Below are 16,533 nucleotides of genomic sequence, written 5' to 3'. Positions count from 1 at the left end.
CTTTTTGCTCAAATTATTTTTTTCATAGTTTTGAAGGTGTAATCAAAATACTTCAATGTCTAAAAATAACCGTAATATTTGTCACTCTAAAACTTTCGAGTTTATATATCATACCTACGCAAAAGCCATAAGACGTTTTTTGTTTTTTAAAACACAAGATGTTGATAAAGCTGAAGATATATTGCAAGATGCATTTGTAAAGCTTTGGGATAATTGTGGAAAAGTAGATTACGATAAGGTAAAAAGTTACCTCTATAGTATTGCAAATAATATGTTTTTAAATGAAAAAAAACACGAAAAAGTAATACATAAATATAATGAGCAACACAATAAGCATGATACTAATGAATCACCAGAATTTATAATGCTAGAAAAAGAGTTTATGGAAAAACTCAAAAAAACTATGGCAGCATTGCCAGAGAAACAACGCGAAGTTTTTTTATTAAACAGAATTGAAAAGAAAAAATATAAAGAAATAGCACTAATGCTAGATATCTCAGTTAAAGCCGTAGAAAAACGAATGCATCAGGCTCTCGTTGTAATGCGCAAGGAAATTGGAAATGTTTAGTTTTAAAAAAGAAAGTAGGGTTTTTATTTAATAGGTTGTCTTAAGAATATAGAAAATGAAAAATCAGAATTCAAATATAGATAAGGATGTGTTTTTAGCGCAGTGGCTAGATGGTCAGCTTTCCGATATTGAGTTGAAAAACTTAGTGAGTGAAGCCGACTTTAAAGTTTACAAAAAGCTTAAAAAAGGAATTGAAGTGTCTGAAAAATTAGAAGCACCAATTGATCAGAGTTTTGTTGAAATTCAGAAACGTATTACTCAAAAACAACAAGAAAAGCAACCAAAAGTACGTCCATTGTATAGAAATTGGATTGTTGGTGTTGCAGCTTCAATAGTGTTGCTATTTGGATTATTTTCATTATTTGGCAATGATAATGTAATTATAGAAACAGGTTTTGGTGAAAACAAAACAATTGCACTTTTAGATGGTTCTGAAGTTATTCTTAACTCTAAGTCTAAAATTACTTACGATAAAGATGATTGGGAAAATAATAGAGTATTAACCTTAGATGGTGAAGCGTACTTTAAAGTTGAAAAAGGAAATACCTTCACAGTTAAAACAGCTAATGGATTTGTTACAGTTTTAGGTACACAGTTTAATGTTAATTCTACTAACGACTTTTTTGATGTGGTTTGTTATGAAGGTAAAGTAAGCGTTAATACTACTACTTCAGAGCATGTATTGTTGCCAACTAATAGCTTAAGAAAGATTAATGGTGATCCAACAGAATTATCCAAAACACAACTAATTAAACCAACTTGGGTGTCTGGAGAAAGTACCTTTAAAAGTGTGCCTATTAAATATGTGATTTCAGCACTGGAAGATCAATATAATCTTTCGTTTAATTCAGAATCCATTGACGACTCAATAATATTCACAGGTAGTTTTCCGCACAATAATATTGATGTGGCTTTAAAAACCGTTTTTGAAACTATGAATATAAAATATTCTGAAAAAGAAGAACGTAACATTAAACTTGGGTATTAAAGATGAGGTTAATCTATATCTTTGTCTTAATGTTACTCCCATTACAAGCCTTTTCTCAGGAAGAGGCTTTTTACATTGAATTTAATGATGAAGATATTTTTAATGCATTTTCTAAAATAGAAGATAAGTATGATGTGTTATTCTCCTATAAAGATGAAGATATAACTGAGAAATTAATAACTCTAAAACGTGAGAAACGAACCTTATTAGAAGTCTTAGACGAAATTACGAAGTTTACTAGTCTAGATTATAAAGTCTTAAACAATCGTTATATTATTCTCAATAAATCCTCGGGAAATACAGATAGTTTTAACGCTTTAGATAAAGTAATTGTTAGAAGTTATTTAACGCGTGGAATAGAAAAAAACAGCGATGGCTCTTTTAATATTCAGCCTTTAAGGTTAGGTGTTTTACCCGGCATTACAGAACCAGACGTTTTAGAAAGTATTCAATTATTGCCTGGTGTATTAAGTCCTAATGAAACGGCTACAAGCTTTTTTGTTCGTGGAGGAGCATCTGATCAAAACAGGTTAATTTGGGATGGTATTAATATCTATCATAAAGGACATCTTTTTGGTATGATTTCGCCTTTGAATCCAAATGTAACCTCCCAAATTAAGTTTATAAATAAAGGTGCTCATGCACGTTACGGAGAACGATTGTCTAGTGTTATTGATATAGCGTCTCGAACAGATATTCCAAAACAAACCAAAGTAGAGTTAGGATTTAATGGCATTTCAGGAGATGCACTTTTAGATATTCCAATTATTAAAGAAAAGCTGAATCTTCAAGCATCGTTTAGACGAAGTTATATAGATGTTTTTGAAACATTCACTTTTAATCAGATGGCAAATAAAGTATTTGAGAGTACTAAAATTAATGATTCTGAAAATGGCAACAACGACTTCTCGTTTTTAGATTATAATCTCAAGTTGAATTATAAGCCTAATAAGAATCACAGTTTATATGCCAGTGTAATTTCAATAGAAAATCAATTGGACTATAGTGTTAGTGATTCAGAAAAAAACGCTTCTTATAATGATAGATTAATAACCAGTAATATCGGTTATGGCTTGGGTTGGAATATGAATTGGAGCGATAAAATATCGCAGAACACAACTGCTTTTTTTTCAGATTATAAGTTAAATTATAATTTTATTACGAGCGAAAATAACGAGCAAATTTCAGATTTCGAAAAGCGAAATATCATCTTTGATTCAGGTATTTCTTCCGAAGTTAATATTAATATTTCAGAGCGTAGTGATTTTTCAGTTGGTTATCAATACACTTTAAAAGATGTGGCTTATGCATTTCTAAATACTACCAATCTAGTGTTTGTGTTGGATACTGAAGATAACATCATACAAACTCATAGTTTATTTGGTAATTATAATTATAAAAACCCAAAGCTTTTTGATGTGTCAATAGGATTAAGAGGGAGTTATTATGAAGAGTTAAATGCCTTAAGAATTGAACCAAGATTGCAATTTTTTAAATCTATTGCTAAGAATATAAAGTTTCAAAGTACAGCAGAAATAAAGAACCAAATTATTAGTGAAATTGATGAAACCATAATTAGTGATTTATCTTTAGAAAACAGAGTTTGGAGATTAGCAAACGGTAATTCATTCCCAATTATAAATAGCCAACAGGTTTCTGCAGGATTTATTTATAGCAAAAGAGGTTTAAGTATAGATGTAGATGCGTACTATAAAAAGCTAAAAAATATTACAGCATTATCCTTAGGGTTTTTAAATCCTGAGAGTAACAATTATAACATTGGTAAACAGCGTATTTTTGGTGTAGATGCGTTTGTAAAGAAACGATTTAATAGTTTTAATTCATGGTTGAGTTATTCTTTTAATAGGTCTAAAAGCAATTTTAATAACTTAAATGACGATAGAGATTTTAAGTCTAAATCTAATGTTACACATGCATTGTCATCAGCGATTAGTTATAAACTTAATAAGTTTCAATTGGCATTAGGTTGGAAATGGCAAACAGGTAAGCCTTATACTGTATCTGAGCAGAATAACGATGAGTTAGTATTTAATGATGGTATTAATACTGGTGAATTGCCAAATTATCATCGTCTAGATTTCTCATCAACTTATAATTTTAAATTCTCTAAGCAGAACAGATTGAAAGGGAAAGTTGGTTTATCAATTAGGAATATCTACAATAGAAAAAATTTAATTAGCCGAGAGTATAGAGGAAATAATAGTTTGGATGATCCTATTGAGTTAATCGAAAAGTATTCTTTAGGGATTACACCTAATTTAATGTTTAGAGTTTACTGGTAATTAATTATATATTAAAAAGCCATTAATATCTTAATGGCTTTTTTTTGATTTTGGTATTTGATTGATGTGTCTATTCTTTAGAAACGAATATTTAATTCTACATTGTCATCTGCCACAGTAAATTTAGCATCATCGTAGTTTGGAGGACCAAAAGACATTGAGTTGTTAGACATTCCGTAAGATTCTAAAGGCATTCCGTTTTCTCTAAAATCCATTTTGCTGTTTTCATTTTCATCATGAAATGCAATAATTGCATATTCACCAGCTTCTACGTTTTCAAAAGTGATAGTTATTTTTCCATCCTTTATTTCAGATTTTCCATTCATTATTGCTTTAGCTTTCATAAAGGTGTCTTTATTGTGTAGAGACATCATAACTAAACCTTTGTCACTTGTTACGTTGTCTATTGTTACTGTAATCGTTGCAGTGTCTTGAGAGAAACCTAATAAAGACGTTAATACAAGTGCGAATGTTAAGAATAAGTTTTTCATAGTTTTAAATTTTAATGGTTAGTGTGAATACTGTTCTTTTTTGTTGATGATTCAAATATCTAACAAAGAGGTCTGTTTTTAAAATTACAATTACCGAATTGTAATTTAAATAGGATGAGTTGTGAAAAATCAATAATAAGCTACAATAATCCTCTAGCCTTAATCTCTAAATACTTGTTAATAGTATTAATAGTTAAGTTTTCTGGCGTAGTTAAAATAGATTGAATACCATGCTTTTGAAGCTCGTTTACAATCATTTTCTTTTCGTACATAAACTTTTCAGCTATTGTCTTCTGAAAAATATCAAATGTATTATCGGCTTCTACTTTGGTAAGTTTCTGTAATTCTGTATTTTCAAAAAAGATAACCACCAAAAGATGATTCTTAGCAATGGCTTTTAAATAAGGTAACTGACGATGTAACGCATCTAAAGTTTCAAAATTGGTATATAGTAGAAGTAGACCACGTTGTGTAAGGCTTCGTTTTACATCGATATATAATCTTGAGAAATCAGATTCCGAAAAATCAGTGTTTACATTGTATAATGTTTCTAAGATTTTATTCATTTGAGATGGTCGTCTTTCGGCAACCACTTTATTTTCAACCTTTCGAGAAAACGTAAACATTCCGGCTTTATCTTGTTTTTTTAGAGCTACATTACTAATCACCAGAGTCGCATTTATAGCATAATCTAAAAGACTTAAACCATCAAAAGGCATTTTCATAGCTCTACCTTTATTAATAACAGAATAGATAGGTTGCGAACGCTCATCTTGAAACTGATTAACCATGAGTTGGCTTCGCTTGGCTGTCGCTTTCCAATTAATGTTTCTTATGTCATCACCATTTACATAATCTTTAATCTGCTCAAATTCCATGGTATTACCAATGCGTCGTATTTTCTTTAAACCATATTCAAATAGTTTATTAGAAAATGCCAAGAGCATATATTTTCGTAATTGTAAAAACGAAGGGTAATTAGGCACCATCGCATCTTTAGCAAACTCATAACGTCTGGTAACAAGCGCTATTGGTGAGTTAACATAGATGTTTAAACTACCAAAGTAATACTCACCACGCTCCAAAGGTCTTAAGGTGTAAGTGATTTTCTTTTTATTGTGTTTACTGAGTTGCGTGTTAATTTCAAAATCACGCTTCTGATATTGAAAAGGCATCTCATCGATTAATTGTAAATCGGCAGTAAAATTATAGTCGTTTTGAAGAGTAATTTCAATAGGATTGTCATCACCATTACTCAATTTTTCGGGTAAAATTCGCGAAGCACTAATCCCTTTTTGTTTAAATAACAGAATGAAATCAATAATAACTAAGCCAATGGCAATAAAAAACAGAATAGTAACAATGCTTAACAAACCAGGATAAATGTAGGCAAGTATAAACAGTGCTACCAAAATCATGGCAACAACAAAAAACCGAAAGGTTAAATAGGTATGTTTAAAGAAACGCTTCACTATCTAGGAATCTCTATAGTTTCAAGAATTTGGTCTACAACTTTATCTACTGTAAAGGCTTCCATTTCGCGTTCTGGTGTTAATACTAATCTGTGTTGTAAAATGGCTTTTGTACAACGTTTTATATCATCTGGCGTTACAAAATCTCTACCGTTTATAGCTGCATTGGCTTTGGCAGCATTTAAAATGGCGATTGAAGCTCTTGGTGAAGCACCTAAATATAAATTGGCGTTTGTTCTGGTATTATGAATAATAGAAGCAATGTAGTTTAAGAGGTTGTCTTCAACAACAATTTGTTTAATGAGGTCTTGGTATTTCTTAATTTCTTCTGCAGACAATACAGCTTTAATATCGTTGAAATCCATTTTGTCTTGACGAGAATGATTATCTACTAAAATCTGAACTTCATCTTCTAAAGAAGGGTAGTCTACATTTATTTTGAAAAGAAAACGGTCTAATTGTGCCTCTGGTAAACGATACGTTCCTTCTTGCTCAATAGGGTTTTGTGTAGCGAATACTAAAAATGGTAATTCCATTTCGTAGCGCGTGCCATCCATGGTAATTTGACGTTCTGCCATCACTTCAAATAAAGCCGCTTGCGTTTTTGCAGGTGCTCTGTTAATCTCATCAATAAGCACAATGTTAGAGAAGATAGGCCCTTTTTTATATTCGAATTCACTGTTTTTAACATTAAAAATTGAAGTTCCTAAAATATCACTTGGCATTAAATCTGGCGTAAACTGAATCCTACTAAAATCAACAGCCATAGTTTTAGCTAACATTTTGGCAGTAACCGTTTTTGCAACACCAGGAACACCTTCTATAAGAGAATGTCCATTAGTTAAAATAGAAATAATTAGAAGCTCAATCATTTCATTCTGACCAACAATGAATTTAGAAATTTCATTTTTAATGTCTTCTACGCTTTTTTGTAAAGGCTCCAAATCAATTCGACTTTTATAGCCTTCTGAAGTTGGTTGTGTTATTTCTTCTATAATTTCGTTTGATGAGGTAGATTCATTTACCGTATTTTCTTCATTAGGGTTTGTATCATCTAAATGTTCTGATGATGGTATATTTTGATCTTCCATAATAACTTATGTTCGTTTAAAATGTTCTATTTTTTTATTCAATTCTATGAGCTCTTGCTCAGTATGATTTGTTTTCGATTTTAAAAAGACAATGTAATCCACTAAAGTCTTTGTGTCTTCTTTTGTATTGCTAGATTTTGCTGCAAGTTTATCAATAAAACCTGAATTAAATTGATTGGTTTCTAGGTAATAACTTGTTCTAATAAACTCTAAAAAGTATTGAATTTTCTTGTTTATTATATTGCTAAAATCACCATATTGGTAATACAATTCGCCAATAGTTCTGGTGAAATCTACTGTCGCATTATCTAACTTTTTAATAACAGGAATAATACGTTGTGTACGCTTACCTCTAAAGATTACAAAAAGAATTAAGCCAAACATACTAATATAAAATGCCCATTTTAAAGCTGTGTTATCTAAAATATAACGCAACGGACTAGTAATTACTTTTCGACCGCTTTTGTAATTGTTATCCCAAATAATTTGTTGCTTTGGTAGGTATGACAAAACGGTTGCAGCATAATCTTCTTTATCATCTAAAAGATGGTAATTGGTAAAGGCAAACGGATTGGTGTGCAGAATAAATTGACCGTTGTTATCACCAACATCTACTTTAATTAAATTGGGATATGTTTCGTCAATCTCATCCTCGTTTTTTGTGGTTAAAGTTCCTAAAACCGTTGTTCTTAGCGTGTCTATAGATTCAAAGAAACTGTTTTCAATAACATCTTTATAAATTCTATTATTAGCTTGTAAACTTGGACTTGTAAATTTATTGTCCGCCTCTTTTCTGTAAATATTGGTATACTGTTTTTGAACACTAACATTTAAAGTATCTAAAACATTACCATAGAAATAGTTACTACTTATAAAAACAGTATTACCATCTTCTACAAATTTCATGAGTGAGTTAGATTCCTCATTATCAAAGCTTACTTGATTATTAATAAGCATCAAAGACATAGGTTCTGAAAATTCTTGGTCTTTTAGATATTCGTAAACAGATTGTTTTGATACCAAAACGTCACCTTCAGAAAAAGTTTCTAGTTCATTGAATAGCACAAAACAGCCTAAAGGAATTTTATCTGCTGCAGAATAAGAATTCCGCCAGTTTAAAGCCTTCGGTTTGGCAATTTCTGCAATCATCATAAAAACAATGACAGCACCAATGATATATAGCGCAATTTTAGAACGCTTATCCATGTTGATTTGTTTTTATAAGTTGATTAAAATCGACTTTATTCTTATTAAAGCTTTCTTCGTCTATTGGGAATTCGCCATACCAAACATAATCGTATATATAAGATACACGTTTAAATAAGGTTTTGAGTTGACGATCCTTTATTTCATTTAAATAGTCTGAATTTGTTTTTTCGTAATGCCATTCAATGACTTGTTTATTGGCTAAAGATTTTAAAGATTTAAGATAGAGGTAGCGTGTTGCTAATCTGTAATTTTGTTCTTTTAAGGCTTTTGAAATTAAATTTTCAAAATCAATTTGTTCAATATTTTCTTCAACATAACTAAAACCTTCAATTGCTGCCGTTTCTGTTTTAAATACAGAACTTACTGGGTTTTCTAATAAGAATTTTATTAAAAGGTATAATACAATAACACCTAGTAATCCGTAAACAATATATTCAAGCGTTTGATAGTCAATCCAATCAATATCAAATCCAAAAATATCACCTAACCAATTAAAGAATTTTCTAAGAACGCGTTGTATGAGATTTATTCCTCCTGTGTCGTTTATAGAATAATTAAAATCGCTACCCGAATAATTGTCTTTAAAACCATCTTTAAAATAAGTAACATCTAAATTACTAGAATCTTTTTTTACAATGGCATCTTGAGCCCACAGCAAAGTAGTGCCAAAAACCGACATTAGAAATGTATTTATATGTTTTGGGTGAAATTTATTCATTTACACCAATTTCATCAATTTTCTTTTGAAGGAATAGATTGTATTTTACTTCATTAAGGTTATAATATAAAATACCATATGATATTTGAGATAAGGCTTGTGTATATATAAATGAAAGAATAAATGCAGCAAAACCCAAGGTGAATATAAATGTTGCAAATCCACTTGTTGTTAAATCAATGCTACTTTCTATTGAAAAATAGGCATAAATCCCGATAATTACACTTGGTATAGAAATAATAAGCATAGTTATCATGGTGTTTAGAATACCAATTACTAATCCGTATAATACAATGCGCCAAAAATTAGACATTGTAAAACTAAAGCCTTCGGAAAGTGCATCACCAACACCTTTTCCGGTAGAAAAAATTGACATAAAGGTTAAGCCAAAAACAGCAGAAAGTGTAAAGTTTAAACCATATTGAGCTAACATACCTAACAATGGAATAAATGCTAAAACCATTGAGATTATAAAATAAGCGACTACAATAAGTCCACCAATTAAAATAAACACAAAAATAGTTCCGAGACTATTTATAATACTATTCCAAATGCGTTTAGATTCTATTTCGCCTTCATTTTCAACATAATCAGCGACGTAAGCACTAGAAAAACTAAAGTTGATTAACGACGTTACAAAGAGAATTAAGCAAAATATAATTGCACCTGCGATAAAATAACTTTCGGATGCAATATTAGAACCCATACCAAATCTAAAATCTTGACTAGCCAAACCCATAAAACCTGTTACCAAAAGGTAAGAGCAAATTAGAGTAAGTATAATACTGATAGCATTATATCTTAGATAAAGATTAGTGTAATCTTTAAAATTATGTTTCAGGAAAAGAAAGTAGGTGTTAATAATATCACCAAAGGTACTTCTCGTTCTTAATTCAATATACTTTTCGTTCACGTTAATAGGGATTTGGGTAATTCTGATGGTACATTAATAGCTTGAACGCGATGCGCTTTGTTCAATTTAATAGGATAAATTATATAATAGTAAACAATAATAAATAATGATAAAAAAATAATGCCATAAGCTAAAGTCCAATGCATTTGTTCGCCATAGCGCGTTATAAACCCTTCAATAAAACCAGCGACAATAAAAAGCGGAATGGTGCTCACTACAATCTTTAAACCATCTTTGGCACCTTTCATAAAAGCAACGCGTCTCGAGTACGTTTTAGGAAACAAAAAGCTATTGCCCATTACCAAACCAGCACAACCAGCAATTACAATTACTGATATTTCAATAGTTCCATGCAACCAAACCGTTGAGGTTTTTTCTAAAATCCCTTGATTATAGAAAAACGTTATAAAAGCACCAAGCATAATGCCATTGCTAAAAAGCACGTAAATAGTACCAACGCTAAAAATCGCACCACAAGCAAAAGCCATAATGGCAACTCTAATATTATTAATAGTGATACCTAAAAACGTACCAATACTACTGCCACTTTTATAAACAGCCATAGGTTCGCCATTTTCAATATTTTCTAAAGTCATGTTTACATAAGCATCACCTAATATTAAACGAATAAACGAATCATCATTTAATGTAGAAACTGCACCAATGGTTACTGCAGCCATAAATATTAAAAAGGTATAAAGTAAAGTTTTATGGTACTGATAAAAGAAGAGCGGAAACTCATCTCGCCAAAACGAAACAATCTTGTTTTTAGATTCTTTTTTGGTAATATAAATCTTTTGATGCGCCTGCGAAGCCAATGAATTTAGATATAACAAAGTCTTACTCCCAGGATAATATGTTTGAGCATAAGATAGGTCATTGGTAAGCTGTATATAGTAAGAAGCTAGGTCATCTGGATTTATTTTCGCATTATTGTCTAAAGCGTTTTCAAAACCAATCCATTTTTCCTTATTTTGCTTCACGAAAGACGCTTCGCGCATAAATCAATTTTAATTATGAATTCATTTAAACTTTTTGAGTTTAAGCGGAAATTAGAAGTTTTCAGTTCTATTGAAAGTTTTTTAAGTTGCATAGCAGAGCTACGGAACGAAAAAAAGGTGAAATAGGGCTTAAAACAGCATTTTTTAGCAAACAGAAAAAGATTAAAAAAGTTCTTTAAAACGAATATACATTTCCATGAGCAAATTAGCAATTAACACGGCACAAAATGTCAACTTAGATTATAAGTTAATTGGTTTAGGTGAACGTATTGTCGCATTCTTAATAGATGGGATTATTTTGTTAACCTATATGACCATTATTGAGAGTCTTATTTCTGTTTCTGAAATTTTTGATGCAGATAGTTGGACAAGGCGAGGGTTTTTAGGTTTGTTTACTTTACCAGCGCTTTTTTATTCAGTGATTTGTCATATTCTTTTTGGTGGACAAACCATTGGGAAAATGATTTTGAAAATTAAAGTAGTAAGCGTTGATGGTTCACCAACAGAATGGTATAATTTCTTTGTGCGTTGGATGCTTAGAATCGTTGATTTATGGATTTTTTCGCCATCTATAGGCGTTTTAAGTATTTTGTTGTCTGACAAAAAGCAACGTGTAGGTGATGCAGCGGCTGGAACCGTTGTGATTAGCGTGAAGAAGAAACACAAAATTACCAGTACAATTCTTGAAGATATTAGTGATGATTACGAGCCTGTTTTTAGTAACGTAACACAACTAACAGATAAGGATGTTAGAATTATAAAAGATGCATACACCATTTCTAAAAAGAATAATGATTTTAAAACATTGACTATTTTAAAGAAAAAGATTTGCGATACCTTGCAGATTGAATCTAAGTTATATGATGTTCAGTTTATTGATACTATTCTGAAAGATTATAATTATTATACTCAGAATATGTAAGTAGAGAGCAGTTTTTCCTGTTTTTGAAAAAGTTAGCAAATCACTTATGCTTAGTGAAGCCATAGTATCTCAGAAAACCAAATTCCAGCAAGAGCTGGAATCATCAAAAAAAAATTGGAGTATTCAATTTCGCAAAATGTGATAGCATTGTATTAAATCAACCCTTATGTTTTTTCAAATAGTAGATATATTAGGAACCATAGCTTTTGCCATTTCAGGTGCATTAATAGCGATGAATAAACGCATGGATCCATTTGGTGTACTCATCATTGCTTTTGTAACTGCTGTTGGTGGTGGAACATTAAGAGATATAATGATTGGCATAGAGCCCGTTTCCTGGATGAAAAATATGACATTTGTTTATGTCATTATTGGTTCTGTAGCGTTCTCGGTTGTTTTTAGAAAACGAATTAATTATCTTAGAAAATCACTGTTTTTATTTGATACTATTGGTATCGCATTATACACGTTGGTTGGTGTAGAAACCGGACTCAATGCAGGATTGCACCCTATAATTTGTATTGCACTTGGTACTATGACAGCTTGCTTTGGAGGCGTTTTACGCGATGTGTTGTGTAATGAGATTCCTGTGGTTTTTAGAAAAGAAATTTATGCCACAGCTTGTATTTTAGGAGGACTTACTTACTTTATCTTAAGGAAGTTTTTAAATGATGAAAATTATCTTTTCGTTATTGCTGGTTTGGTCGTAATTATTGTGAGATTGATTGCTGTACGTTTTAAGATTAGTTTACCTAGTCTATACAAAAAGGAAGACTAAGCTAATTCACACTTTGCTTAAACACCAAACTGCGTTAAGTGATGGTCTAAATGCTTGTAGAACATATTGTTCCATTCTGTTTTACTCAGTTTTCCAAAAGAATGACTTTCCTTTTGGTCGTAATAATCACTTCCTAATTCTTGGGCTTTATTGATATAGGCGATAAGTCGTCCTTTTTCTAAATTAAAGTCTTTTTCACTCGCGATTAGAAATTCTGGTGCAGTACGACCATTTCTTTTATATGGTTTTTCGCTAACAACTATGTTTTTTACAAATGTTTTAAGCATCCATTTCTTAAATCCTTTTGGTTTTGGATGTTTGTCTTCAAAATCTAGTTCATAAGTAACATTACAATGCGCCAACATTTGATCAGTAGACATTTTTCCCCAATTTGGTTTTGTGCTTGGGTTAAGTTGGTTAATACGTTCAATAACTTCGTCTGTTATAGCCTTTTCAAAAATGTTTTTCATCTCAGTTGTTTTTTGTTAGTGTATTAGCCTTTAATCATATCTCTGTATTCCTCAAAAAAGGCTTCAAATAAATTCATGTTTTCATTGAAGAATTCCATAACATCTCGCCAAGTATTTTTGTTATGTATTGAGACTTTTTGTTCTAAAGGTAAGTAAATACGTGATATCTCTTTTCCGTTGTCTAGAAAATGTTCTTCTTCATAAATAGCTTCTGGTAGATATTCACTTTTTAAAATGCCTTTTAAAGATTCAAGTTTTTCCCAGCAATTAATGCGGTTTTCTAAATCATCCTCTAAATCTAAAGCAATCAAGGCATACTTAGTATCAAAATGAAATTTAAAAGCAACTCCTTTTATTTTAGTATCATACAAAAGCCATTTCCTTGGAAATGACTTTCCGAAGCTTGTCCAGAATTCTTGTCTTAGTAATCTTGATTCTTCTTTTGAAAACATTTAAATAAAATAAGCAATTAAAATACCGAAGCAAATAGCCACTAACTTAGATAAATTGAATTTATGACCTTCACTAGATTCAAATAATATAGTCGTAGAAATGTGTAAAAAGATACCAATAACAATGGCATTAATGACATCTACATAATTTACCATAACACTAGAGTGGTTAGAGATAAAAGTTCCTAAAGGTGTCATAGCAGCAAAAATGACTAAGAAACTAATAATTTGGAACTTGCTATAACTAGACTTTAATAGAAATGCAGTAATTAAAATAGCAATAGGTATTTTGTGAATTAAAACACCATAAACCATATCGTTATGTTGGTGAATTGGAAAACCTTCTAAAAAACTATGAATGCATAAACTAACAAAGAGTAGCCAAGGAAATTCTGTGTCGTCTTTATGAATATGTACGTGGCCATGCTCAGCACCTTTAGAGAAAAATTCTAAGATAATTTGAAGCAAAATACCACACATTATGTATAAACCAGTTTGTTTAGCATCTAAATGATGATACACTTCTGGCAATAAATCGAAAAGCGTAAGTGCTAATAAAAATGCACCACTAAAAGATAATAGTAATTTGGTGTATATAGAATTTTGCTTTTTAGTTAAAAAAGCAATAATTACACCAATGATGACGGCTAATAAAGGTAATAAATAGCTATTCATTTTACTTAAAAATCATAATTAAGCGTTCTGAAGTTTTAGAATGGTATTTTTTTAATTTAAAATCACCAAAAATATCTAATAGATAAACACCTGCTTCGTCAAACAATGCTTGAAAATCTTCTAGAGTAAACGCTTTAACACGTTCTTGAAATTCAAATTGCTCACCATCAGCTTCAAAATTAATATCTTTAATTATATAACCATCTTTTACGTAACGTTTTTGATGAAAATCGATGCCTTCAACTGTTTTTGTGTCTTCTGCAACTAAATTTTCAATGACGTAATTAGTGTTCATAAAATCAATGACACCAAAGCCAAACTCATTAAGTTCTGCTTTTATGGCTTCAATTGTTTTAAGATTACAATTTTCATCTTCAAAATACCCAAAGCTAGTAAAGAGATTAAAAACAGCATCAAATGTATCTGGATATGGTTTACTCATATCATGCACATTAAACTTTAGCGTTTCATTTTCAAATTGTTTAGCGTGTGCAATACTTTGCTCAGATAAATCTACACCTGTAACATTGTAGCCTAAAGAATTTAGGTAAACGGAATGTCTGCCTTTTCCACAGGCTAAATCTAAGATTTTTCCGTGTTCTGGCAGGTTAAGATAGTTGGTGAGATTGTCCATAAAACCTTGGGCTTCTGTATAATCTCTGTCTTTATATAAAATATGGTAGTAAGGTGTGTCAAACCAAGATGCGTACCATTGTTCAGTTGATTTACTCATAATGTAAAATGTACTGCAAAAATACTGTATTTTTGCAATCTATTTAAGGTAGTATATGGAAGATAATTTCAAAATGTTAGCCAAGACATTATTTGGCTTCGAGGATATTTTAGCAAATGAACTTACGCAACTTGGCGCTACGCAAGTAGAAAAGGGTGTGCGAAATGTCAGTTTTGTTGGTGATAAGGGCTTTATGTATAAGGCGAATCTAGGTCTTAGAACTGCGATTAAAATCCTAAAACCTATTCATTCTTTTAGAGTTACAAAAGAAGATGACCTTTACAAAAACGTAAAGAGCATGAAGTGGGAAAACTTTATGAAAGCAACAGGCTCTTTGGCTGTAGATGCCACTGTACATAATAGTGTGTTTACGCATTCGCTTTATACAGCTTTAAAAACAAAGGATGCTATTGTAGATCGTTTTAGAGATTTAGAAGGTGTACGTCCTGATGTGGATCTTCGTTTTCCTGATTTAAAAATTAATGTGCATATAGATCGTCAGGTTTGTACAATTTCGTTAGATACGTCTGGTGAATCTTTACACAGAAGAGGTTATAAATCTGCAACTAATATTGCTCCAATAAACGAAGTTTTAGCTGCAGGATTAATAATGATGAGCGGTTGGGATGGACAAAGTGATTTTATGGACCCAATGTGTGGTAGTGGAACCATGTTAGCTGAAGCTGCAATGATTGCATGTAATATTCCGCCAAACTTAATGCGAAAGGAGTTTGCTTTTGAGCGCTGGGAAGATTGGGATGTTGAATTGTTTGAAAAAATTGAAGAATCGCTTTTGAAGAAAACGCGCGATTTCCATTATAAAATATTAGGTTACGATAAATCGCCTTCAGCAGTTACTAAGGCCATTGAGAATATAAAGAATGCGCATTTAGATGAATTTATTCATATTCAGCATGAAGATTTCTTTAAAACTCGTAAATCTGGAAACGATAAACTTCACATGGTTTTTAATCCACCATATGGCGAACGTTTAGAAAACTTAAATGTCGAAGAATTTTATGGAGATATTGGAACGACCTTAAAACATGGTTACCCAAATACAAACGCATGGTTAATTACTTCTAATCTAGAAGCTTTAAAATTTGTTGGATTACGTCCATCTCGTAAAATTAAAGTCTTTAATGCAAAACTTGAAGCAAGGTTAGTGAAGTACGAAATGTATGAAGGAAGTAAAAAGGCTAAGAAGAATCTTTAAAGGAATTAAAAAATCTAAGATTCTAAAGATTTAAAAGTCTAACGCTCCAATTCTTCCAATTGCATATTATAATCATACTGTAAGTCTTCATGCAGAACGCTAATCTTTTTCTTAATTGAAAGAACTTGGCGTTCGTAAAGGTTACTCAATGTGGTATTTCTGTGTATAGAAGGTTTTAATTCATTCATTTGTTCACAAAAGTAGAGTAGGAGTTCTACTTCGGTTGTTTTCTTTAAGGAATAGCGGCTATAAACTCTGATTTGTCTCAGGATTTTCCGAATCGTTTTCTTCATGTAGAAGTAACTATCTGAATTAATACCTTCAAACAGTTCATCTAAAGTAAGTTTTACACTAGCGATGTAACCGTCTTCATCATGAGACTCAAACAATAAATAAGTAAGTAAGGCTTTATTCTCTTTTTTGAATTTCCCTAAGCGTAAGCAAAGTTCTAGAAGTTCTTCTTGAGATAAGTGCTTTAATTCCTTTTTAATGGTAACGATAGATTCAATCTTCATGCTTTAAAATTAATGCTA

18 protein-coding genes are annotated in these 16,533 nt (G+C 31.1%); 6 read left to right on the top strand and 12 right to left on the bottom strand.

From position 1 onward, the window contains the following. Positions 1 to 55 precede the first annotated feature (55 nt). From Q0807_RS13120 to Q0807_RS13110, 3 genes are read left to right on the top strand one after another with little or no spacing between them, the layout of a single operon-like run. The gene (locus Q0807_RS13120; RefSeq protein ID WP_299110492.1) at positions 56 to 568 is read left to right on the top strand and encodes a sigma-70 family RNA polymerase sigma factor; all 513 of its coding nucleotides are present in this window, start codon (positions 56 to 58) and stop codon (positions 566 to 568) included. A 55-nt stretch (positions 569 to 623) separates the two neighbouring features. After that, positions 624 to 1,556, top strand: a complete 933-nt coding sequence (locus tag Q0807_RS13115) for a FecR family protein (protein ID WP_299110491.1) — start codon at positions 624 to 626, stop codon at positions 1,554 to 1,556. A 29-nt stretch (positions 1,557 to 1,585) separates the two neighbouring features. After that, positions 1,586 to 3,859 carry a TonB-dependent receptor gene (locus tag Q0807_RS13110; protein WP_299110490.1) on the top strand — a complete coding sequence of 758 codons (2,274 nt, stop codon included), beginning with the start codon at positions 1,586 to 1,588 and terminating at the stop codon, positions 3,857 to 3,859. A gap of 77 nt (positions 3,860 to 3,936) precedes the next feature. Here Q0807_RS13110 and Q0807_RS13105 read toward each other — a convergent pair whose 3' ends face one another. The 7 genes from Q0807_RS13105 to Q0807_RS13075 form a co-directional block, all read right to left on the bottom strand. Continuing rightward, the gene (locus Q0807_RS13105) at positions 3,937 to 4,350 is read right to left on the bottom strand and encodes a DUF2141 domain-containing protein (RefSeq protein ID WP_299110489.1); all 414 of its coding nucleotides are present in this window, start codon (positions 4,348 to 4,350) and stop codon (positions 3,937 to 3,939) included. A gap of 140 nt (positions 4,351 to 4,490) precedes the next feature. Then, positions 4,491 to 5,822 carry a DUF58 domain-containing protein gene (locus tag Q0807_RS13100; protein WP_299110488.1) on the bottom strand — a complete coding sequence of 444 codons (1,332 nt, stop codon included), beginning with the start codon at positions 5,820 to 5,822 and terminating at the stop codon, positions 4,491 to 4,493. Beyond that, positions 5,822 to 6,913, bottom strand: coding sequence for a MoxR family ATPase (locus Q0807_RS13095; protein ID WP_299110487.1), 1,092 nt, complete (start codon positions 6,911 to 6,913; stop codon positions 5,822 to 5,824). The genes Q0807_RS13100 and Q0807_RS13095 overlap by 1 nt, the downstream gene beginning before the upstream one ends. Positions 6,914 to 6,919: 6 nt before the next feature. Next, positions 6,920 to 8,119, bottom strand: coding sequence for a DUF4350 domain-containing protein (locus Q0807_RS13090; protein WP_299110481.1), 1,200 nt, complete (start codon positions 8,117 to 8,119; stop codon positions 6,920 to 6,922). Continuing rightward, positions 8,112 to 8,840 carry a hypothetical protein gene (locus Q0807_RS13085; RefSeq protein WP_299110480.1) on the bottom strand — a complete coding sequence of 243 codons (729 nt, stop codon included), beginning with the start codon at positions 8,838 to 8,840 and terminating at the stop codon, positions 8,112 to 8,114. The genes Q0807_RS13090 and Q0807_RS13085 overlap by 8 nt, the downstream gene beginning before the upstream one ends. After that, the gene (locus Q0807_RS13080; protein ID WP_299110479.1) at positions 8,833 to 9,753 is read right to left on the bottom strand and encodes a hypothetical protein; all 921 of its coding nucleotides are present in this window, start codon (positions 9,751 to 9,753) and stop codon (positions 8,833 to 8,835) included. Before Q0807_RS13080 ends, Q0807_RS13085 begins: the two co-directional genes overlap by 8 nt. Further along, positions 9,750 to 10,754 (bottom strand): stage II sporulation protein M, encoded by a 1,005-nt coding sequence (locus Q0807_RS13075; protein ID WP_299110478.1) that lies wholly within the window; start codon positions 10,752 to 10,754, stop codon positions 9,750 to 9,752. Before Q0807_RS13075 ends, Q0807_RS13080 begins: the two co-directional genes overlap by 4 nt. A gap of 196 nt (positions 10,755 to 10,950) precedes the next feature. Between Q0807_RS13075 and Q0807_RS13070 the strand changes: the two genes are divergently transcribed. Beyond that, the gene (locus tag Q0807_RS13070) at positions 10,951 to 11,676 is read left to right on the top strand and encodes an RDD family protein (protein WP_299110477.1); all 726 of its coding nucleotides are present in this window, start codon (positions 10,951 to 10,953) and stop codon (positions 11,674 to 11,676) included. 166 nt (positions 11,677 to 11,842) lie between these two features. Continuing rightward, positions 11,843 to 12,454 (top strand): trimeric intracellular cation channel family protein, encoded by a 612-nt coding sequence (locus Q0807_RS13065; protein WP_299110476.1) that lies wholly within the window; start codon positions 11,843 to 11,845, stop codon positions 12,452 to 12,454. A gap of 17 nt (positions 12,455 to 12,471) precedes the next feature. On the opposite strand, the gene Q0807_RS13060 is transcribed toward Q0807_RS13065, so the two are convergent. From Q0807_RS13060 to Q0807_RS13045, 4 genes are read right to left on the bottom strand one after another with little or no spacing between them, the layout of a single operon-like run. Then, complete coding sequence (locus Q0807_RS13060; RefSeq protein ID WP_299110475.1) at positions 12,472 to 12,924, bottom strand: DUF1569 domain-containing protein; 453 nt, start codon at positions 12,922 to 12,924, stop codon at positions 12,472 to 12,474. Positions 12,925 to 12,947: 23 nt separating this feature from the next. Continuing rightward, on the bottom strand, positions 12,948 to 13,376 hold the full coding sequence (locus Q0807_RS13055) for a DUF4268 domain-containing protein (protein ID WP_299110474.1): 429 nt from the start codon (positions 13,374 to 13,376) through the stop codon (positions 12,948 to 12,950). Then, positions 13,377 to 14,051, bottom strand: a complete 675-nt coding sequence (locus Q0807_RS13050) for a ZIP family metal transporter (RefSeq protein ID WP_299110473.1) — start codon at positions 14,049 to 14,051, stop codon at positions 13,377 to 13,379. A 1-nt stretch (position 14,052) separates the two neighbouring features. Next, positions 14,053 to 14,784, bottom strand: a complete 732-nt coding sequence (locus Q0807_RS13045) for a bifunctional 2-polyprenyl-6-hydroxyphenol methylase/3-demethylubiquinol 3-O-methyltransferase UbiG (protein ID WP_299110472.1) — start codon at positions 14,782 to 14,784, stop codon at positions 14,053 to 14,055. A gap of 55 nt (positions 14,785 to 14,839) precedes the next feature. Between Q0807_RS13045 and Q0807_RS13040 the strand changes: the two genes are divergently transcribed. Further along, positions 14,840 to 16,000, top strand: coding sequence for a THUMP domain-containing protein (locus Q0807_RS13040; protein WP_299110471.1), 1,161 nt, complete (start codon positions 14,840 to 14,842; stop codon positions 15,998 to 16,000). Between the two features lie 38 nt (positions 16,001 to 16,038). On the opposite strand, the gene Q0807_RS13035 is transcribed toward Q0807_RS13040, so the two are convergent. Then, positions 16,039 to 16,515 carry a hypothetical protein gene (locus Q0807_RS13035; RefSeq protein ID WP_299110470.1) on the bottom strand — a complete coding sequence of 159 codons (477 nt, stop codon included), beginning with the start codon at positions 16,513 to 16,515 and terminating at the stop codon, positions 16,039 to 16,041. Positions 16,516 to 16,533 lie beyond the last annotated feature (18 nt).

It is taken from the genome of uncultured Winogradskyella sp. (genome assembly GCF_947495255.1).
Taxonomy (GTDB): Bacteria; Bacteroidota; Bacteroidia; order Flavobacteriales; family Flavobacteriaceae; genus Winogradskyella.
The sequence above is the reverse complement of the archived record's forward strand: the minus strand, read 5'-3'. Positions and strand labels throughout refer to the sequence as shown.